At 61.4% G+C, this 18,292-nt stretch carries 19 protein-coding genes; 9 read left to right on the top strand and 10 right to left on the bottom strand.

Features of this window, described 5'->3' with window-relative positions; translation table 11 throughout:
* Positions 1-98 precede the first annotated feature (98 nt).
* Both yjgA and ACB034_RS11760 read left to right on the top strand, forming a co-directional pair.
* A complete protein-coding gene (gene yjgA / locus ACB034_RS11765; RefSeq protein ID WP_026456364.1) occupies positions 99-623 on the top strand; it encodes a ribosome biogenesis factor YjgA in 525 nt (174 codons plus the stop codon).
* Between the two features lie 385 nt (positions 624-1,008).
* Entirely contained in the window at positions 1,009-1,788 is a 780-nt protein-coding gene (locus ACB034_RS11760; protein WP_124239988.1) for a gamma-glutamyl-gamma-aminobutyrate hydrolase family protein, read from the top strand.
* Between the two features lie 6 nt (positions 1,789-1,794).
* On the opposite strand, the gene ACB034_RS11755 is transcribed toward ACB034_RS11760, so the two are convergent.
* Positions 1,795-2,223 (bottom strand): hypothetical protein, encoded by a 429-nt coding sequence (locus ACB034_RS11755; protein WP_124239987.1) that lies wholly within the window; start codon positions 2,221-2,223, stop codon positions 1,795-1,797.
* 99 nt (positions 2,224-2,322) lie between these two features.
* Here ACB034_RS11755 and ACB034_RS11750 point away from each other — a divergent pair, with 99 nt between their 5' ends.
* The gene (locus ACB034_RS11750) at positions 2,323-3,849 is read left to right on the top strand and encodes a mechanosensitive ion channel family protein (protein WP_354688572.1); all 1,527 of its coding nucleotides are present in this window, start codon (positions 2,323-2,325) and stop codon (positions 3,847-3,849) included.
* Positions 3,850-3,908: 59 nt separating this feature from the next.
* On the opposite strand, the gene ACB034_RS11745 is transcribed toward ACB034_RS11750, so the two are convergent.
* From ACB034_RS11745 to ACB034_RS11720, 6 genes are all read right to left on the bottom strand, one after another.
* Positions 3,909-4,619 carry an HAD-IA family hydrolase gene (locus ACB034_RS11745; RefSeq protein ID WP_371172896.1) on the bottom strand — a complete coding sequence of 237 codons (711 nt, stop codon included), beginning with the start codon at positions 4,617-4,619 and terminating at the stop codon, positions 3,909-3,911.
* 77 nt (positions 4,620-4,696) lie between these two features.
* Complete coding sequence (gene xerC, locus ACB034_RS11740) at positions 4,697-5,653, bottom strand: tyrosine recombinase XerC (protein ID WP_371144453.1); 957 nt, start codon at positions 5,651-5,653, stop codon at positions 4,697-4,699.
* On the bottom strand, positions 5,646-6,326 hold the full coding sequence (locus ACB034_RS11735; protein WP_042070902.1) for a DUF484 family protein: 681 nt from the start codon (positions 6,324-6,326) through the stop codon (positions 5,646-5,648). The genes xerC and ACB034_RS11735 overlap by 8 nt, the downstream gene beginning before the upstream one ends.
* 106 nt (positions 6,327-6,432) lie before the next feature.
* Positions 6,433-7,263, bottom strand: a complete 831-nt coding sequence (gene dapF / locus ACB034_RS11730) for a diaminopimelate epimerase (protein WP_371172895.1) — start codon at positions 7,261-7,263, stop codon at positions 6,433-6,435.
* A gap of 134 nt (positions 7,264-7,397) precedes the next feature.
* The gene (lysA, locus tag ACB034_RS11725) at positions 7,398-8,648 is read right to left on the bottom strand and encodes a diaminopimelate decarboxylase (protein ID WP_201980610.1); all 1,251 of its coding nucleotides are present in this window, start codon (positions 8,646-8,648) and stop codon (positions 7,398-7,400) included.
* 20 nt (positions 8,649-8,668) lie between these two features.
* Positions 8,669-8,845, bottom strand: coding sequence for a lipoprotein (locus tag ACB034_RS11720; protein ID WP_082791909.1), 177 nt, complete (start codon positions 8,843-8,845; stop codon positions 8,669-8,671).
* 73 nt (positions 8,846-8,918) lie between these two features.
* On the opposite strand from ACB034_RS11720, the gene cyaY reads away from it, so the two are divergent.
* Positions 8,919-9,233: an iron donor protein CyaY gene (gene cyaY / locus ACB034_RS11715; protein ID WP_026457068.1), complete on the top strand. Its 315-nt coding sequence runs from the start codon at positions 8,919-8,921 to the stop codon at positions 9,231-9,233.
* A 14-nt stretch (positions 9,234-9,247) separates the two neighbouring features.
* Positions 9,248-9,901 (top strand): alpha/beta hydrolase, encoded by a 654-nt coding sequence (locus tag ACB034_RS11710; RefSeq protein ID WP_268855539.1) that lies wholly within the window; start codon positions 9,248-9,250, stop codon positions 9,899-9,901.
* 80 nt (positions 9,902-9,981) lie between these two features.
* On the opposite strand, the gene ACB034_RS11705 is transcribed toward ACB034_RS11710, so the two are convergent.
* On the bottom strand, positions 9,982-12,501 hold the full coding sequence (locus tag ACB034_RS11705) for a class I adenylate cyclase (protein WP_371172894.1): 2,520 nt from the start codon (positions 12,499-12,501) through the stop codon (positions 9,982-9,984).
* Positions 12,502-12,825: 324 nt separating this feature from the next.
* Here ACB034_RS11705 and hemC point away from each other — a divergent pair, with 324 nt between their 5' ends.
* From hemC to ACB034_RS11685, 4 genes are read left to right on the top strand one after another with little or no spacing between them, the layout of a single operon-like run.
* Positions 12,826-13,755, top strand: a complete 930-nt coding sequence (gene hemC / locus ACB034_RS11700) for a hydroxymethylbilane synthase (protein ID WP_042025023.1) — start codon at positions 12,826-12,828, stop codon at positions 13,753-13,755.
* Positions 13,752-14,486: a uroporphyrinogen-III synthase gene (locus tag ACB034_RS11695; protein WP_371172893.1), complete on the top strand. Its 735-nt coding sequence runs from the start codon at positions 13,752-13,754 to the stop codon at positions 14,484-14,486. Before hemC ends, ACB034_RS11695 begins: the two co-directional genes overlap by 4 nt.
* Positions 14,483-15,532 carry a uroporphyrinogen-III C-methyltransferase gene (locus ACB034_RS11690; protein WP_371172892.1) on the top strand — a complete coding sequence of 350 codons (1,050 nt, stop codon included), beginning with the start codon at positions 14,483-14,485 and terminating at the stop codon, positions 15,530-15,532. Before ACB034_RS11695 ends, ACB034_RS11690 begins: the two co-directional genes overlap by 4 nt.
* Before the next feature lie 10 nt (positions 15,533-15,542).
* Complete coding sequence (locus tag ACB034_RS11685) at positions 15,543-16,706, top strand: heme biosynthesis HemY N-terminal domain-containing protein (RefSeq protein WP_268855535.1); 1,164 nt, start codon at positions 15,543-15,545, stop codon at positions 16,704-16,706.
* A gap of 69 nt (positions 16,707-16,775) precedes the next feature.
* Here the strand turns inward: ACB034_RS11685 and ACB034_RS11680 are convergent, their stop codons facing one another.
* Complete coding sequence (locus ACB034_RS11680) at positions 16,776-17,027, bottom strand: YkgJ family cysteine cluster protein (RefSeq protein ID WP_201941407.1); 252 nt, start codon at positions 17,025-17,027, stop codon at positions 16,776-16,778.
* A 158-nt stretch (positions 17,028-17,185) separates the two neighbouring features.
* Entirely contained in the window at positions 17,186-18,196 is a 1,011-nt protein-coding gene (gene glpX / locus ACB034_RS11675; RefSeq protein ID WP_026457183.1) for a class II fructose-bisphosphatase, read from the bottom strand.
* Positions 18,197-18,292 lie beyond the last annotated feature (96 nt).

Genomic DNA, 18,292 nt, shown 5'->3' with positions numbered 1-18,292 from the left:
GAAGGAAGGAAAGGGGCTAAGCATATCAGACCCCTGCGCCCAGCGGGAGAAGCTGGTAACATATCCGCCAAACGTGAAAGACAGGAATCAAGAGACCGATGAGTCACTATCAAGACGACAACGAGTGGGAAGACTGGGGCCCCAGCAAGAGTCAGCTCAAGCGCGATGCCGAGGCCTTGCAGAAGATGGGTGAGGAGATCGTCTCTCTCAGTCACAGCGAACTGGAAAAGATCCCGCTGGATGAAGAGCTGGCCGAGGCTGTCGAGCTGGGCCGCAAACTCAAGCCGAAGAAGGATGAATCCTTCCGCCGCCATCTGCAGTTCATCGGCCGCCTGATGCGCAGCCGGGATGTGGAGCCCATCGCCGAAGCGCTCTCCATCATCAAGAATCGCCACTCCACCGTGAATGCTCGCCTGCATCGTCTGGAGCAGTGGCGGGAACGGCTGATCAGCGAAGGGGACAGCGCCCTCAACGAACTGATGGCCCAGTTCCACGAGCTGGACCGCCAGAAACTGCGCCAGCTGATCCGCAACGCCAACAAGGAGCGGGAGCTGAACAAACCGCCGGTGGCCTTTCGCGAGATCTATCAGTATCTGCGCGGCGAGATCGAAGATCTGCTGTGATCCCCGCAACACGCCTCCCCTGCGGAGGTGTGTTTGTCATTGCCCCCTTAACATCCCCTTCTTCTCTGCGTTTAATATATCCACCACAGATTCTACTGGGCAGGCTACCCATACACACTAAACGCCCATAAAAAGGGGCGCTCAAGCGATACCATTTTTATTTTGTTAACAATATTGCATCATTTTGTTTGACATATTGAACGGCATTGGCAGACTGGAAAGAAGATCCCGGCTGTTGCTGTCCGCTCCGATCGACGATGCTGACCCCATGCAACACGGGATTGCGAGATCATGCCTTCGGCATGCCTTTGCCAAACATGGAGTTGCAAGGGCTTGCCCAAGGCACAGGACGAGACTTCACCGCCAAGGATAGCCAAGGTGCCCTATGCCCAATCCCACAACCTTTACCAATCGCAAACCTGTCGTACTGATGACCATGGGCGCCCAGCCCCGTAACGGTCACGCCTATCAGGTCATGACCCACAAATACATTGCACCGTTGGTGGAGATCAGCGGTTGCGTCCCGCTGCTGGTACCCACCTGTTGCGGCACCGCCGATCTGGAGCAGTATCTGGATCTGGCCGACGGGATCTACCTGAGCGGGGCTGGCTCCAACATAGATCCGGCGCTCTACGGTCAGGAGAACCTCACCCCGGAGAAGCAGCAGGATCGGGAGCGCGACCTGTTCGATCTGCCGCTGATCAAGGCCGCACTCCGGCGGGGGCTGCCGATCCTCGGGATCTGCCGCGGCATGCAGGAGATCAACGTGGCACTGGGGGGGAATATTCATCAGAAGGTATACTGCGAACCTGGCTACGACGATCACCGGGAAGATGCCGACGATCCGGTCGATGAGCAGTATGGCGAGAGTCACCCCATCAATCTGGTGCCAGGCAGCTGGTTTGCCCAGCTGATGGGGGAGGAAAGCATCCCGGTCAACTCGCTCCATGGCCAGGGGATCGACCGGCTGGGTGAAGGTCTGGAGCCGCTGGCTCACGCGGAAGACGGGTTGATAGAGGCGATCCACGCCCCGACCATTTCCCCCTTCCTGTTGGCGGTGCAGTGGCATCCGGAGTGGAAGGCCAGCGAAAACCCCCACTCCATCAAGATATTCCAGGCCTTTGGCGATGCCTGCCGCCAACGCAGCGCCCGCCTCGCTGCCTAAGGAAAGTTACTCGTCGAAACCACGCGCCTTGAGCTTGGGCAGCGCGCCCCGCTGAAGGCGCATTTCGCGGCAGCTATCCAGCCCCTTAAGCCCGCGCTGGATATAGTCCGGGGAGTGGCCAAATACCATGCCGTTGCTGCGATAGAGCTTGTTGTCGTCGAGCTCGAATCGCTCGCCGCCGATCAGCAACTGCTCCCGGCCATTGACGACGTCCCCCCGTTTGAGCGGCAGCGCCATGTCGCTCAACACCTCGCCGGTGGCGCACCCTTCACGCCAGTGAACCTCGTTGGAAAAGGGCGTGATGGCGATCTCGCGCCAGGAACCGTCCCTGAACTCGACCCTGTATCTGTCCACCAGCAAATCACAACCCGCCAATGGCCATGCCGCCATCAAGCAGATGATTTTCTTTGATAATTGCACAAGATTGCACTCCATTGACTTGTTCGGCACAGCATAAATAAATTGCCCCACCGCTGCACCATTTACCCTCACAACTCCAACTATGCTGGATGTAAATAGTCACAAGGGGCTGTTATGTCTGGCGATAATCTCATCATGCTGCCGACCCTGATCTGGATCCTGGAACACCCGTTCTGGATCCTGCTCACTCTGTCACTCCTGCTGATCCACTTCTGGCGCAACCCGGGGCAACGGCGAGAGAAACTCTCCGAACTCGGGTTCGTGATCATCAGCCTGGTCATCATACTGCTGATCCAGCTGGAAGGAGGCTGGTTTCGCCTGCCACTACCCCGCCACTGGCTGATCGAGATCTCCACCTTGCTGGCGGGTCTGGTGCTGGTCAAACTCTGGGGGATCCTGCTGTTCGAGCTGCTGCTCCCCCTCTGCCAGGTGAAGATCCCGCGCATCATCGCCGACATAGTTATCACCATCGGCTACATCGGCTGGGGGCTGTTCAGGCTCTATGCCTCCGGCATGGCGCTGGGAGAGATAGTCACCACCTCGGCGGTGATCACCGCCGTCATCGCCTTTGCCATGCAGGACACATTGGGCAACCTGCTGGCTGGCGTCTCAATTCAGCTCGACAACTCCATCGCCATCGGTGACTGGTTGCAGGTGGACACCATCCAGGGCCGGGTGGTAGAGATCAACTGGCGCGCCACCACCATAGAGACCCGCAACTGGGAAACCGTGGTGATCCCCAACAGCCATCTGCTCAAGCAGCGCTTTACCGTACTAGGGCGCCGTCGCGGCCAGCCCCTGCAACTGCGGCGCTGGGTCTGGTTCGATCTGACGCTGGATACCCTGCCGACCCAGATCATTGCACTGATCGAGAAGGCATTACGGGAAACCAAGCTGCCCTGCGTCGCCAAGTCACCGCCCCCCGACTGCCTGCTGATGAACGTGGAAGGCGGAATAGCCCGCTATGCGGTGCGCTACTGGCTGACCGATCTGGCGCGTGACGACCCGACCGACTCCATGGTACGCAGCCTGATCGATGCCGCCCTGCGTCGCAACGATCGCCGCCTCACGCCCCCCATCTTCAACGTCTTCATGAGCAAGGAGAAACAGCATCAGGATGCGCGCCACAAGCGGCATACCGCCGAACGCACCGCCACCCTGCGCAAGCTGCCGCTGTTTGCCATGCTGCAGGAGGAGGAGCTGGCCCAGCTGGCGGATCAGGTGAAGTTCGCCCCCTTCGTGAGCGGCGACATCATGCTGGAGCAGGGGGAGGTCTCGGGCTGGCTGTTTGTGCTGGTGCGAGGCGAGGCCGAGATGCTGGTCCATCTGGAAGGGCGGGAGCTGCGGCTCGGCGCCCTGCAGGCCGGGGACTTCTTCGGCGAGCTGAGCATGCTCACCGGCGAGCCCAGCTCTTTTACCGTGCGCGCCCTGGGGGCCGTCGAAACCTACCGCATCAATCAGGCCATGTTCCAGGCACTGGTGCTGCAGCGCGAATCCCTGGTCGAGCCGCTCTACCAGGTGTTGAGTGAGCGCCAGCAAGAGCAGCAGGCCTTGCTGGCACGGGAGGCAGAGTCAATGAAACAGCTGACCCCGCCGCGCGACCTGCTGGACAAGCTGATGACCCTGTTCAGGGGCCGCTAGCCGCACACCGGTCCTCTTTTTAAAGCGAGCCCCGCATATGGCGGGGCTCGTGATCCGCATCAGAGCAGCAGCTCGCCCAGCTCATCCAGGGTCGCCAGCTCCACATCCGGCAATAGCTTCAACTGCCGCCAGGGCAGCTGTCGCTCGTTGAGCCAGGCGGCGCGAAAACCGTGCAGGCGCGCCCCCAGCACATCGGTTTCCGGATGATCCCCGACGTGCAGTATCTGCTCGGGAGCAAGACCGAGGCTCTCCTGTACCAGCCTGAACATGTCCGGCGCCGGCTTCATCCTCGCGCCCTCCCCGGCCTTGCAGACCAGGGTGAAGTAATCGGCCAGCCCGGCCTGCGCCAGGTCCAGATTGCCATTGGTGATGACAGCCAACGGATAACGCTCCGCCAGACGGGCCAGCAGGGCGTGGGTCGATGTGCTCACCTCGATCCGCGAGCGCTCGGCAAGAAAAGCGGCAAAGACCCGGGCAGCCTCTTCTGAGGCTTGAGATTCCGCCATTCCCCCCGCCATCATGGCTTCACGAATGCAGTGTTCACGGGTCAGGCTGACGTCGTGGCGCAGCTCGGGAGATGCGAGCAGCACCTCGCGCTTGAGTGCCTGCCAGCGCTCTTGGTCAAGCATGGCGGTGGCCAGGTATTCAGTGCGCAAGTGAGCCAGCATCCACTGTTCGGCCCGCTCGATGGCGGGACCGTTGTCATAGAGGGTATCGTCGAGATCGAACGAGATGGCAGCAACCGGCTGCCAGCGGCGATAAAAATGCATGCACACTCCTCAATCAGGGCCGGTGTGGACTCACGCCCTGCCGGCTGGCCAGACGGCAAGAGGCGCCCGGCAACACGTCATTCATCATCCCCTGACCCGGATCCACGTTTGGCCCTGGGATGGGCACTGTCATAGACCTTGGCCAGATGCTGGAAGTCGAGGTGGGTATAGATCTGGGTGGTGGAGAGATCGGCGTGCCCCAGCAGCTCCTGCACCGCCCGCAGATCGCCGGATGACTCCAGCATGTGGGTGGCGAAGCTGTGACGCAGTTTGTGGGGATGGACATGGGCATTGAGCGCCTGCTTGTTACCCCAACCATCGAGCCGCTCCTGCACCGAGCGGGCCGACAGTCGCTGCTTGCGCTTGGAGACGAACAGCGCCTCGGCCTCGTCGCCAGCCAGCATGGGACGTATCTTGAGCCATTTGTGCAGCCACTCCACCGCCATCCGCCCCATGGGCAGTACCCGCTCCCGCGATCCCTTGCCGGTCACCCTGAGCTGGCGCTCGTCAAGCTTCACATCCGCCAGATTGAGCCCCACCAGCTCGGCAAGGCGCAGGCCGGAGGAGTACATCAGCTCCATGATGGCGCGATCCCGCACCGCCAGTGGATCCTGCTCGTCAGTGATGTTGAGCAGCTGATACATCTCGTCCACGTCCAGGTTCTTGGGCAGCGGCCTTCCCTGCTTGGGGGTCACTATGCCGCGAGCCGGGTTGGCGACGAGTCGTCCCTGGCGCACCTGCCAGTCGCAGAAGCTGCGCAGGGCGGAGACCTTGGTGGCAAGTGATCGGGGCGCAAGACCAGCCTTGTGCATCCGGGTCACCAGGCTGCGCACCTGGCTAGCCTCAAGCCGACACCAGTCATCAAGCCCCAGTTTCACCAGCTCGGCCGTCATGGCCTCCAGATGGGCCTGATAGTTGCTTCGGGTGTGAGGGCTGAGCTGGCGCTCGACCCTCAGGTATTCGATAAAGGCCGCCAGCTCCTCCGCCAGCGCGGGAGGCAGTGGCTCGCTGGCGGAAACAGGCCCCTTAGCCATGCGCCAGCTCGGGCAGCCGCAGCTGCAACAGGCGGCCCAGCTGACCCAGCAGCAGGGTATCGTTATGGGGAGTGAAGTGGCTGGGATCCGAGCTGGCGAAGGCCAGCACGCCGAGATCGCCGATCCGCATCAGGGCCACCGAGTTGACCAGCACGTCGTGGCCAAACAGCGTCTGTTTTTCGCTCTGGCTCAGACGGCCGAAGTAATAATCCTGCCCCGGCAGGCGCTGACCCAGCAGTTGCTCCAGCTGTTTGCCCTCGGCCAGAAAACGCGCCTCCGGGCCGCTCAGGAGGAACTTCTTGGGATTGAGCCAGAGGCGCAACCCGGTCAGGCGCAGGCGCTGCACGAATGTCTTGCCCATCACGGCGCTCATTTCAAACAGGGTCTGACAACCATAGAGGTCGCCATACAGATCGGCATAAATCCGGAAGATCCGCTCATTTTCGCTGGCGATCCCCATCAGTTCGGTGATCTCCTGCTCCAATTGCTCGATCCGCTCGCGCTGCCGGTCAAGCTGGCGCTCCACCAGCGAGACCGAGCCCTTGCGCTCGTGGGGAATGCGGATCCGGTCCAACACGGTGGCGTGACGTTGGAAAAACTCGGGGTAACGGGCCAGGTACTCCAGCACACAGGCTTCGTCCACCAGTGGCTCCTGCCGTTTGAGTTCACTCATAAATTGTTCGATCCATTGCAAAACAGGGCCTCTGGCCCCGATATCATGGGCAAAGGGGGACATAGCCCCCACATCCCAACCGCATCTGCCAGAAACTGGCAACTGCCTACACCTCTATCTGACCGTCAAACACATGCTCGGCTGGCCCCGTCATATAGACAGGCTGACCCGGCCCCTTCCAGGCGATGGTCAGCTTGCCCCCCGGCAGGGTAACGGTGACCCTCTCCTTGAGCTTGCCCTGGCTCATGCCAATCACCGCCGCCGCACAGGCGCCGGTGCCGCAGGCGAGGGTCTCCCCCACGCCACGCTCGAATACCCGAAGCTTGATCTCGGTGGCGTCGACCATCTCCATGAAGCCGACGTTGACCCGTTCGGGGAAACGCTCGTGCCGCTCCATGATGGCTCCCAAGGCCGTCACCGGCGCATCGGCCACCGAGGGCACCTCGATGACGCAGTGGGGGTTGCCCATGGAGACGGCGCCGCACATCACTGTGTGCTCCTGTGCCCGCAGCAGATAAGTCTTCTCCGCCTTCTGGGCACGAAACGGGATCTTGCCCGGCTCGAACTGGGGTACCCCCATGTTGACCGTGACCTGGTTCTCCCCCTCCAGTTGCAGCACGATGCGGCCACGGGCCGTACTCACCGCGATGCGATCCCGGTTGATCAATCCCTTGAGACGCACGAAACGGGCAAAACAGCGGGCGCCATTGCCGCACTGCTCCACCTCGCTGCCATCGGCATTGAAGATGCGATAGTGAAAGTCGAGTTCAGGGTCATAGGGCGGCTCCACCAGCAGCAGCTGGTCAAATCCGATCCCGAAGTGGCGATCCGCCAGCTTCTTGATGACGTCATTGCTGAAAAACACCTTCTGGGTGACGCCGTCCACCACCATGAAGTCGTTACCCAAGCCATGCATCTTGGAAAAATCTATCAACATCGTGCATTCCTGTGCCGTTAGGGCGTAAATGCTCACCGAACCCAAGCTCGACAAACACAGTGAAGTCGTTATCCAAAGCCCCGGCATCCCGAAGAGCGCGATCTGGCTCGCGCTCTCCTGTTCAGGGCACGGCGTCAGGGCACCAGGTGCTCACCACGCCAGAGATCGGCCAACTGTTCACGCTCCCTGATGAGGAACGATTGGGCGCCATCCACCAGTACCTCGGCCGCACGGGGACGGGTGTTGTAGTTGGATGACATGGTAAAGCCATAGGCACCGGCGGAACGCACCGCCAGCAGGGAACCCTCGGCGATCGCCAGGGTACGCTCCTTGCCGAGAAAGTCGCCGGTCTCGCACACCGGGCCCACCACGTCGTACAGCGCGGAGGCATGGCCGGCGCGGCTATCCACCTCGATGATGTTCATCCAGGCGCCGTAGAGGGACGGGCGCAGCATGTCATTCATACCTGCATCGATCAGAGCGAAATTGCGGGTCTCACCCGGCTTGAGGTACTCGACCCGGGTCAGCAGCACGCCGGCATTGGCGACGATGGCACGGCCCGGCTCGAACAGCAGGGTCAGGTCGCGACCCGCCAGCTTCTGCTTGAGCGCCTCGGCATACTCGGTGGGATGAGGTGGCTGCTCGGCGCCATAGTTGACCCCAAGGCCGCCCCCCACGTCCAAGTGATGGATGCGGATACCGTCTGCCGCCAGCTCGTCGATCAGCCGCAGCAGCTTGTCAGCCGCCTCCATAAAGGGATTGAGCTCGGTGAGCTGGGAGCCGATATGGCAATCCACCCCGACGATCTCGATGTGGGCCATGGCCGCTGCCTTGCGGTAGATGGCGGGGGCCTGTTCGATGGGAATGCCGAACTTGTTCTGCTTGAGGCCGGTGGAGATATAGGGATGAGTGCCGGCATCGATATCCGGATTGACCCGCACCGACACCCGGGCCTTCTTGCCCATGCTGCCCGCCACCCGGTTCAGACGCTCCAGCTCGGCTTCCGATTCCAGATTAAAACAGAGGATCTCTTTATCCAGCGCGAGGCGCATCTCGGCTTCGCTCTTGGCCACCCCGGAGAAGACCACCTTGGCCGGATCGCCCCCCGCCGCCAGCACCCGCGACAACTCGCCGCCGGAGACGATGTCAAACCCTGAGCCCAGGCGGGCCAGCAGGTTGAGCAGCGCCAGGTTGGAGTTGGCCTTGACCGCATAACAGATCAGGTGGGGAATATCGCCGGCCGCCTTGTCGAAGGCGTGCCAGTGACGCTCGAGGGTCGCGCGGGAGTATACGTAAAGCGGAGTGCCGTACTGCTCGGCAAGGTGTTGCAGCGAGGTTTGTTCGGCCTGAAGCTGGCCGTCGGCGTCGTAGTTAAAGTGATCCAAGGGGCGGTTCCTTCCTGAATTTAGTGCGGTGCGGCCTCGGTGGCAGCCTCTGAGGTCGCAGGCGGTGCCGTTTGCGGTGTACTCTGGCTCTGGGGCTGCTCGGGGGGCGGCATGTAGAGCGGCCCTTTCAGACCGCAGGCGGCCAACCCGAGAGAGAGAAGAGTGGCAAGCAGACACTTGGTGAACTGGGTAATCATAATGGTTCGCTGCGAAAAAATTTTTGGCCCTCTATAATCGCACTCACATTGTTAAAAGCAACAGGATAAACCGATGAAGGATCACGAGTATCACGCCCTGACCGACGCCTTTTTCCAGTATGTGGAAGACACACTCGACGAGGGGTATCCGGATATCGACTGCGAACGCAACGGGGGCGTCTTGACCCTGTCGTTCGAGAACAAGACCAAGGTCATCATCAACAAGCAGGAGCCGCTGCACCAGATCTGGGTGGCCACCCGCGAGAACGGCTTCCACTTCGAGCTGCAGGGTGAAACCTGGATCGACAACCGCTTCGGTCACGAGCTCAAGGCCCTGCTGAGCCAGGCCTGCAGCGCCCAGGCGGGCGAACCCGTCCAGTTCCCATGATGGCGCAACCTGCCATGATCGATCTCCACCCCGAGGGGGCTCGTCATGCGGTGATCTGGCTGCACGGTCTGGGGGATTCCGGTGCCGGGCTCGCCCCGCTGGTGGACGCCCTGGATCTGCCCGCCGATCTGCCGGTACGTCACCTGCTGCCCGATGCGCCCGAACGCCCCATCACCATCAACATGGGGTACAAGATGCGCGGCTGGTATGACATCAGGAGCTTCGAGGATCCGGCCGAGCGGGCCGTGGAGTCCCATGTGCGCGAATCCGCAGCCCAGATCGCCAGCCTGCTGGACCAGCTGGTGGCCGAGGGGTTTGCTCCCGATCGGATCGTGCTGGCCGGCTTCTCCCAGGGCGGGGTGATCGCCTCCTTCACCGCCTTGCGTTATCCTGCGACGCTGGCGGGCTTGCTCTGCATGTCCACCTATCTGGCGGTGCCCGATGCACTGGCCGGCGAGATGAGCGAGGCCGCTCGTACCTTGCCGATTTGCTACATGCACGGTATCTACGACGATGTGGTGAGCCTGTCGCTGGGTTGGGATGCCAAGAACCGGTTGGAGGCGGCGGGGCTCTCCCCCGAGTGGCACGAGTACCCCATGCGCCACGAGATCTGCCGACCGCAGCTCGATGACACCCGGTACTGGCTGCTGGCCCGTCTCGGCGCCTGATGGCGAGACACGCCCAATAAAAACGGCCTGCATCAGCAGGCCGTTTTTATTGGTGTCGTGCGATGGGACACTCGCCCATATCAACCCACATCCCGGGTTGGCGGGGTCTGTTCCCGTCCCGTTCCCTGGCTGCGATAGGGGATCACAGCAAGCTCGCCACCCTGCTGCACTATCTCGTAATACTGGGGCAGGTTGAAGTTGATGAACTGGCCATCGTCGCTGAAGCGCTCGTGGCTGGAGGTATAGAAACGGTTGACCCCGGTCACCAGCTCATCCTTGTTGCCGGCAAAGTGCTGGTACACCTCCACCCGGTTCGCCTCATCCAGGATGTAGATGTTGGTGCCCGCATCCCGGGTATCGAAGAAAAATTGTACCAACCCTTCGCTGGCATAGGCATCGACAATGCTTGGCAGATGCTGGCTGTGGGTCTTGTCGAGCCGCAGCGGCAGGTGATCCAGCTTGTTGTGGGAGATGTGGCGGTAGAAGTCGATGGCGTTTTCCAGCTTCTTGACCGACACCCCGCGCCGCTCGAAGAAGATGCCGTACTTCTCCTTGCCCAGCGCCATGGTCTTGACCAGTTGCTGCTTGTCGCGGGCGAGGCGCAGTTCGATGCACTCCGCCACCAGACTCTGGAAGCGGGAGCGAACAAGGGAGCGGAAATGCTGGCTGTAGCAGAACACCTCGATCATCTCGGGGGCGGCGGCATCTTGGTGCATCTTGCCGAGGATAGTGGTGAGAGCGTCCACCACGGCCTCGTCGCCCTGGAAATGCAAGGTACGGATCTCGCTCCAGGAGTTGCGATAGACCAGATCCACCGAGCCCACCAGACACTCCTGATTGCGGCCAAAGGAGAAGACATCCACCGTATTGGCGTCGAACTCGATCACCTGCCCTACCCAGTGACTGCTGGGGTCCACCTCCAGATTGAGGAAGATGGAGAGCTGGCGGATCTCGCAGGGGCGACTGAGGGCCAGGTTGGTGGCGAGCGGATACTTCTCGGGGAAGCAGCCGGAGAGATCGCGACAGAACTGGTGCAGATTGTCGATGTGCAGATCCGAACCCTGATTGAACAGGTGCACCCGGGATTGCGGCGTCAGCAGATCGTTGAAATAGGCCCAGGCCACCAGCTTGCTGATGTAGCTGTTGAACTCAAGCGGCGCCCTCCCGATGATGTCCACCGGCTCCAGCGAATGCTTGTAGAGGTACCAGCCGGCACGATTGAGGCGGCCGTGGGGCACCTGCACGAAGCTGAGATCCTGCTCGCTGAGATCCGGCGCTATCTTGAGGTTCACCCGCTGCACTTTGCCCGGCAGGCTCTCGAACGCGGCATAGAGCTTGCGCGACAAGATGCCGATATCTTCCGGGTTGATCGACTCGCTGATGTTGTTGCGCCGGGCGAACTGGATCAGGTTGCGATAGCTCAGCATCAGGGCTTCCAGCAACTCGGCGTGGGCTATCTTGACCTCTTCAACCTTCCACTCATGGCGATGGTCCAGCTGATACAGCTTCTCGTGACTCCATCCCCAGTAGGCCACCAGCTGACTCATCTGTTCACGACGCCAGTCCGGCGAATGCTCATCCTTGGGATGACTGAGGCCGTCACACACCTTGAGGTAGAAGCAGCGGCGCACCAGATCGAGACGGGCCATGTCGCCGATGGACTTGAGGTAGTTGGTCACCTTGTCCAGCATCAGGCAGTAGTTGTCGAGCCGGTAGTGCATCCCCTCGTTGTGCTGGAACCAGTCGCGACCGATCATCGACAGCAGTCGGGTATTGGGGTACTCGTGGGAGTAGGCCTCCATCAGCACCGACTTGAGCACCGCCTTGTAGGGGGAATCGATCCCCTTGTAGAGCTGCCACAGGGCCGAGCCGAAGTACTCCTCGGCCGGAATCCGGTTGAAACTGCCCAAATCGAGCCAGTCATCCTGATTGAGCTGACCGCTCTCGAACAGCCCGCTGACGTACTCGTCGTAGTGATCGTCGTATTCGGCAGGCACCAGATACCAAAGCAACCGCTTGCCCGCGATCATCATGGCACTGCGATAAAACTCGTCGAGCAGCAGCAGGTGCTGGGCACTACCGCAACTCTCCCCCTGCACCTGGGCATCGTTGCGCTGGCGGAACTTGTCTTCGGGGATCAGGAAGAAGTTGAGATCGACCCCCCGCTGCTCCGCCCATTTCGACAGGTGCTGACACTTGAGCTCCAGCAAAGCGAGTCGCTCACTCGACAGGCCGGCCACATGGCAGACCCAGATATCGAGGTCCGAGTGACAGCACTGGCCGATGGACGAGGTGCTGCCCATGGAGTAGAGCCCCTGGATCGACTTGTCATGGGTGGCGAGGCCATTCTGGCAGTTGGCGTTTTGGCAGAGATCCTGGATGAAGGCCTGCTGGGCCTCGTTGGCAGTAAAACTCCAGATGCCATGGGGCACATCACCCGCCACATAACCGGGCAGCAGGGGGTGATTGAAGTGCAGCATGACGGGTAACAGCTGGAAGACCTGCTGTCCGTAGCGACTCATGAGACCTAACGCCCGTTGCGTCTTGAGACGATTTAGTTCGTCATAACGCGCCACCAGCGTATCGAGTTTTGCCAGCAATGACCTGCCTATATCGAGATGGGAAATGACGCACCAAAATGGGGAGACGTCAAAAAAGTGTGATCATGTTAACAATGCAAACAGCAGTGGTAAACAAGCCCGCATATAATCCCGGGATTATTTATTAGATGTCGCTAAACAGTATCAGGAGAAAACAATAAATTAATTAATATTCAAATGTTTAGAATGCACAACCAACTTAATGAAAATCATTTTCAGCGGTCCTTTTTGAGCTTGCCCCCGCTTTTGGCGGCTCCGCCATGAAAGCCCGGGCAAAGGGTGGTAATATCGATTTCCTTCATAAAGATAAAACAACTGATTGATATGGCAGCCCGAACCCTGAAAATTGCCACTCGCAAGAGCCCATTGGCCCTGTGGCAGGCCAACTTCGTCAAAGACCGGCTGGAAGCCCTCTATCCCGAGCTAAGGGTAGAGCTGGTTCCCATGAGCACCCAGGGCGACAAGATCCTGGATACCCCGCTCGCCAAAGTCGGCGGCAAAGGGTTGTTCGTCAAGGAGCTGGAGACTGCCATGCTGGAAGGACGTGCCGACATCGCCGTCCACTCCATGAAAGACGTGCCGGTGGAGTTCCCGGAGGGGCTCGGCCTGCACACCATCTGCGAACGGGAAGATCCCCGCGATGCGTTTGTCTCCAACCGTTTTCAGGCCATCGACGAGCTGCCTCAGGGGGCTGTGGTCGGTACCTCCAGCCTGCGCCGCCAGTGCCAGTTGCGCGCCGCCCGCCCGGATCTGGTGATCCGCGACCTGCGCGGCAACGTCAACACCCGCCTCGCCAAGCTGGATGCCGGCGAATACGACGCCATCATCCTGGCCGCCGCCGGCTTGAAACGGCTTGAGATGGATCACCGTATCACCGCCTTCATCGAACCGGAGCAGAGCCTGCCAGCCAATGGCCAGGGCGCGGTCGGCATCGAGTGCCGCCTCGACGATCACGAACTGCACGCCCTGCTGGCACCGCTCGAGCACAGTGAGACCCGCGCCCGGGTGCTGACCGAGCGTGCCATGAACCGCGCCCTGCAAGGGGGCTGTCAGGTGCCTATCGGTGCCTATGCGCTGGTGGAAGGAGAGCAAATTTGGCTGCGGGGCCTGGTGGGTAGCCCGGATGGTACCCGGGTGATCCGCGACGAGATCCGTGGCGCCGTGAGCGACGGGGAAGCCCTGGGTGAACAGTTGGCCCAGCGCCTGCTGGCTGCCGGTGCCGACGTCATCCTGGCCGAGGTCTACCGTACATGATCCCGCTGGTGGTGCGCCCGGCCGCCCAGGCCACCGAGCTGGAGCAGTTGCTGCGCCAGCACGGTCACGCACCGCTCTGCTGCCCGCTGCTGGAAACCGTGGCGGGTAGCGACCTCCCTCACCTGCCCGAACTGCTGGCACAGGCAGACATCGTTATCGCCGTCAGCATTCATGCCGTTCATTTTGCTCACGATTTTTTGTTGCAAACTGGTCTGACCTGGCCACATATTGAGTACTTTGCGGTCGGCCAGGCCAGTGCGGATGCGTTCGCCGAGGCGGGCATCAGCGCAAGTTGCCCGCACGATCCCCGCAGCGAGGGGCTGCTGGCCCTCCCTGCCCTGCAGCAGGTAAGCGGCAAGCGGGTGCTGATCCTGCGTGGCAATGGTGGGCGGGATCTCATCGCCAGCACGCTGGCCTCACGCGGTGCTCTGGTGCACTATTGTGCAACCTATGAACGGCATTACCCCGACTTTGACGGGGAGACATTGACGCGCCACTGGCAGGCAGCCGGGCTGGACAGCCTGCTCATCACCAGTGGCGAATTGTTGCAACGGCTGCTGGCGCTGGTTCCCGCACGTCAGCACCCCTGGCTTTTTGACCGCCATCTGGTGGTCCCCAGCCCCCGCGTGGCCGAGATGGCCAGTGCTGCGGGCTTCATCCATATCACGATTGCCCAAGGTGCATCCAACCAGGCCCTGATGGCCGCACTGGAACTGAGGAAGATGGAATGACAGAACAACAAGAATCCCAGGTGACCCCACAGCCGGCCGCTGCGGCCAATGGCAGCAAGAACCGCTCCGGTGCCATGCTGGGTAGTGTTGCCATCCTGCTGGCGCTTGGCCTGACCGGCGGCCTCTATCTACATGGCCACAAGAATGCGGTCGCCCAGCAAGCCGAGCTGGCCCAGCTCAAACAGCAGCTGGCCAGTGCCATCAGCAAGATTGACCAGAGCAGCAACAAGGATGCCGAACAGCTGACCGCTCTGGAGCAGACCCAGCAGCGCTTGCAGGGCGAGATGCAGGGGCTGCAGAACCGGGTGCTGGATCTCAACGACAAGCGTCCCAACGACTGGATGCTGGCCGAATCGGAATACCTGGTGCGCATGGCCGGCCGCAAGCTGTGGCTGGAGCATGACCTCGTCTCCGCCATCACCCTGCTGGGCAACGCCGACGAGCGCATCGCTGCCCTCAACGATCCCAGCCTGATGCCGATCCGCAAGGCGCTGGCCGAAGACATCGCCAAGCTCAAGGGGATGCCGCGCATCGACCGCGAGGGGCTGACCCTCAAGCTGGCCGCTCTCTCCGATCAGATCGAGCTGCTGCCCCTCTCCACCGTCAGCATGCCGGAAGCGAAAGCCGAGCCCGACCAGGCGGTCAGCACCAATCCGGACGAGTGGGAAAGCAACCTGAAGAAGAACTGGGTCAAGTTCACCGAGAATTTCATCACCATCCGCCGTCGTGATGGTGCCGTGGAGGCCCTGCTCTCCCCGCAACAGGAGATCTTCCTGCGGGAAAACCTCAAGACCAAGCTGCTGCAGGCCCAGCTCGCCGTTTACCGCGAACAGCAGGCACTCTATGAAGACAGCCTGGACAAGGCCCAGCGCTGGCTGAACCAGTATTTCGACACCGAAAACAGCGCCACCCATTACATGCTGGGCGAGATCGACAAGCTCAAGGGTGAGCAGATCCAGTTCGACTATCCGGATCAGTTCAAGACCCAGGCCATGCTGGAACAGGTGCTGACCGAGCGTCTGCAACGCATTCTGGCCGGCAACTGAGGAGGGCACCATGATCCGTATAATCATTCTGGTTGCCGTGATGGTCGCAGGGCTGATGTTTGGTCCGGAAGCCTCGGGTAACAAGGGCTATGTGCTGATTGCCCTTGGCAACTACACCATCGAATCCTCCGTGACCAGCGCGGTGATCCTGGCGATCCTCTTCTACGGCGCCCTGCTGCTGGTGGAGTGGATCCTGGGCCGGGTATTCGGTCTGCGCCGCAAGACGCTGGGCTGGTATGGCTCCCGTCGTCGTCGCAAGGCCAACCAGCAGACGGTGGCCGCCACCCTGGCGATGGCCGAGGGCCAATACAGCCAGGCCGAGAAGTTGCTCATCAAGGGCGCCAGCAACAGCGACACCCCGCTGCTCAACTACCTGAGTGCCGCCAAGGCGGCCCAGGCCAGGGGTGACGATGCCCGCCGCGACCAGTATCTGCAAAAGGCTCAGGAGGAGAACCCCAAGGCCGAGCTGGCACTGACTCTGACCCAGACCCAGCTGCAGATCGAACAGGGCCAGTACGACACCGCGCTGGCGACCCTGGAGTCCATCTATGCCCTCAACCCGCGCCACCCCATGGTGCTGGATCAGCTGCGCCAGGTACACCAGGCACGCCAGGACTGGAGCGCCCTGTGCGATCTGATCCCGGTGCTGCACAAGGTCGGCAAACTGACGCCCAAGCAGGAAGAAGATCTGCTGCAACAGGCCTGGAGTGGCCGCCTGCAGCAGGCCGCCGAGTCCCTCGATACCCTGAAGGCGACCTGGCAGGAGCTGCCCCGCAAACTGCGCCTGGAGCCCGAGCTGCTGGTGCGCTACGGCGACATGCTGTGCCAGCTGGGTGCCGATGGCGAGGCAGCCACCCTGTGGCAGGAGGCACTGCGTAAACAGGCCATGCCGCAGCTGCTGGCTCGACTGCCCAGGCTCAAGCTCGACAACTACCAGCCGCTGCTGGCGCAACTGCAGAAAATGCAGGGCCAGCCCGAGGTCGACACCGCGCTGGCCCAGCTCTACCTGCTGTCCGGCCAGCTGGACGAGGCCCAGAAGCTGCTGGAACAGGAGGTGGCCCGGGCTCCGAGCGCTGCCGCCTACCATGCCCTAGGTCAGCTGATGGACAAGCGTCGCCTCACCAACAAGGCCAACGAGTACTACCGTCAGGCCCTGGCACTGGCTGGGATCTGATCGGCAAAGAGCAACGCAAGAGGCCGCATAATGCGGCCTCTTTCTTTTATCTGCGACTCTGTTCAGAACTCAGTTCGTCAACCGCTCCAGCTCGCCGATCAGCCAGATGGCCTCGGCCCTGTGGCTGCCGCACACATCCGCCATCGGGCGAAATCCACCGCACACGGCAGGGCGCTCCGGCGACTCGAAGATCTTGCAACCCAGATGCTCGTCGAGCTGCACGCAAGGCACCCCGGCCGGCTTGCCGTCAGGCATGCCCGGAATCGCGCTGCTGATGCTGGGGGCGATGCAACAGGCAGCGCAACCGGCACGACACTCCATATCACCACCTCCCGTGGCCGTTAACCCGGCACCATGCCAACTGGTCCGTGCCGCCACCATAGCCCAAGCCGATCGACAAGAGTAGCGGCCAGACATGAAAAAGCCCGATCGTTCGACGATCGGGCTTGCAGCAAACCAGTCGGCTCAATGCATCGGCATCACAGAATGATGTCACGCACCACGCTGTCTTTACGCTCCAGATAGTGGATCGACTTGATACGACGGATGGTGCGGGACTTGCCGCGGATCAGCAGGGTCTCGGTGGTCGCCATGATGCCATCGCTGGTGATGCCCTCCAGCAGATCACCCTTGGTGATGCCGGTGGCGGAGAAGATGACGTTGTCATTCTTCGCCATGTCTTCCAGCTTGAGCACCTTGTTCACGTCGATGCCCAAGGCTTCGCAGCGGGCAATCTCCTGCTCGCCCAGTTCGCGTACGTCCGGGCTATCGCCCTTGACCCGGTGACGGGGCACCAGGCGAGCCTGCATGTCACCATCCAGGGCACGGATCACCGCCGCGGAAATCACCCCTTCCGGCGCACCACCGATGCCGTACAGCATGTCGACTTCGCTATCCGGCAGGCAGGTGAGGATGGAGGCGGCCACGTCGCCGTCAGGGATGGCGAACACCCGCACGCCCAGACCCTGCATCTCCTTGATGGCCTTGTCGTGACGCGGCTTGGCCAGGGTAATGACGGTCAGGCGGGAGAGCGGCTTGCCCAGCGCCTTGGCCACGGCCTTGAGGTTCAACTCGAGAGCCTGATCCAGATCGATCACGCCCTTGGCCTTGGGCCCGACGATCAGCTTTTCCATGTACATGTCGGGGGCCTTGAGGAAGGATCCCTTGTCACCGACCGCCAGCACCGCCAGCGCATTGGCCTGCCCCATGGCGGTCATGCGGGTGCCCTCGATGGGGTCGACCGCGATGTCCACCGCGTCACCGTGACCCGTGCCCACCTTCTCGCCGATGTAGAGCATGGGTGCTTCATCGATCTCGCCTTCGCCGATCACAATCTCACCATCGATCTCGATCTGGTTGAGAATGTGGCGCATGGCCGCAACGGCCGCCCCGTCAGCGATATTTTTGTCACCACGTCCGAGCCACTTGTAGCCAGCCAGTGCTGCCGCTTCCGTCACTCGGGAAAACTCGATTGCCAGTTCACGTCTCATCGCATATCCAACCTATGGAGCTCGAAAAACGGGCGGCATTCTACCACAAGGGCAAACCTTTGCGCATAAAAGTGGCGCCTATGCCACTAAAAGGGG

The organism is Aeromonas sp. S18(2024) (genome assembly GCF_041402525.1).
Taxonomy (GTDB): domain Bacteria; phylum Pseudomonadota; class Gammaproteobacteria; order Enterobacterales; family Aeromonadaceae; genus Aeromonas; species Aeromonas enteropelogenes.
The sequence above is the reverse complement of the archived record's forward strand: the minus strand, read 5'-3'. Positions and strand labels throughout refer to the sequence as shown.

Excerpts from the sequence above, each read along its gene's own strand:
- yjgA (WP_026456364.1), top strand. The coding sequence starts at position 99 with ATGAGTCACTATCAAGACGACAACGAGTGGGAAGACTGGGGCCCCAGC.
- ACB034_RS11760 (WP_124239988.1), top strand. The coding sequence starts at position 1,009 with ATGCCCAATCCCACAACCTTTACCAATCGCAAACCTGTCGTACTGATG.
- ACB034_RS11755 (WP_124239987.1), bottom strand. The coding sequence starts at position 2,223 with ATGGAGTGCAATCTTGTGCAATTATCAAAGAAAATCATCTGCTTGATG.
- ACB034_RS11750 (WP_354688572.1), top strand. The coding sequence starts at position 2,323 with ATGTCTGGCGATAATCTCATCATGCTGCCGACCCTGATCTGGATCCTG.
- ACB034_RS11745 (WP_371172896.1), bottom strand. The coding sequence starts at position 4,619 with ATGCATTTTTATCGCCGCTGGCAGCCGGTTGCTGCCATCTCGTTCGAT.
- xerC (WP_371144453.1), bottom strand. The coding sequence starts at position 5,653 with ATGGCTAAGGGGCCTGTTTCCGCCAGCGAGCCACTGCCTCCCGCGCTG.
- ACB034_RS11735 (WP_042070902.1), bottom strand. The coding sequence starts at position 6,326 with ATGAGTGAACTCAAACGGCAGGAGCCACTGGTGGACGAAGCCTGTGTG.
- dapF (WP_371172895.1), bottom strand. The coding sequence starts at position 7,263 with ATGTTGATAGATTTTTCCAAGATGCATGGCTTGGGTAACGACTTCATG.
- ACB034_RS11720 (WP_082791909.1), bottom strand. The coding sequence starts at position 8,845 with ATGATTACCCAGTTCACCAAGTGTCTGCTTGCCACTCTTCTCTCTCTC.
- cyaY (WP_026457068.1), top strand. The coding sequence starts at position 8,919 with ATGAAGGATCACGAGTATCACGCCCTGACCGACGCCTTTTTCCAGTAT.
- ACB034_RS11710 (WP_268855539.1), top strand. The coding sequence starts at position 9,248 with ATGATCGATCTCCACCCCGAGGGGGCTCGTCATGCGGTGATCTGGCTG.
- hemC (WP_042025023.1), top strand. The coding sequence starts at position 12,826 with ATGGCAGCCCGAACCCTGAAAATTGCCACTCGCAAGAGCCCATTGGCC.
- ACB034_RS11695 (WP_371172893.1), top strand. The coding sequence starts at position 13,752 with ATGATCCCGCTGGTGGTGCGCCCGGCCGCCCAGGCCACCGAGCTGGAG.
- ACB034_RS11690 (WP_371172892.1), top strand. The coding sequence starts at position 14,483 with ATGACAGAACAACAAGAATCCCAGGTGACCCCACAGCCGGCCGCTGCG.
- ACB034_RS11685 (WP_268855535.1), top strand. The coding sequence starts at position 15,543 with ATGATCCGTATAATCATTCTGGTTGCCGTGATGGTCGCAGGGCTGATG.
- ACB034_RS11680 (WP_201941407.1), bottom strand. The coding sequence starts at position 17,027 with ATGGAGTGTCGTGCCGGTTGCGCTGCCTGTTGCATCGCCCCCAGCATC.
- glpX (WP_026457183.1), bottom strand. The coding sequence starts at position 18,196 with ATGAGACGTGAACTGGCAATCGAGTTTTCCCGAGTGACGGAAGCGGCA.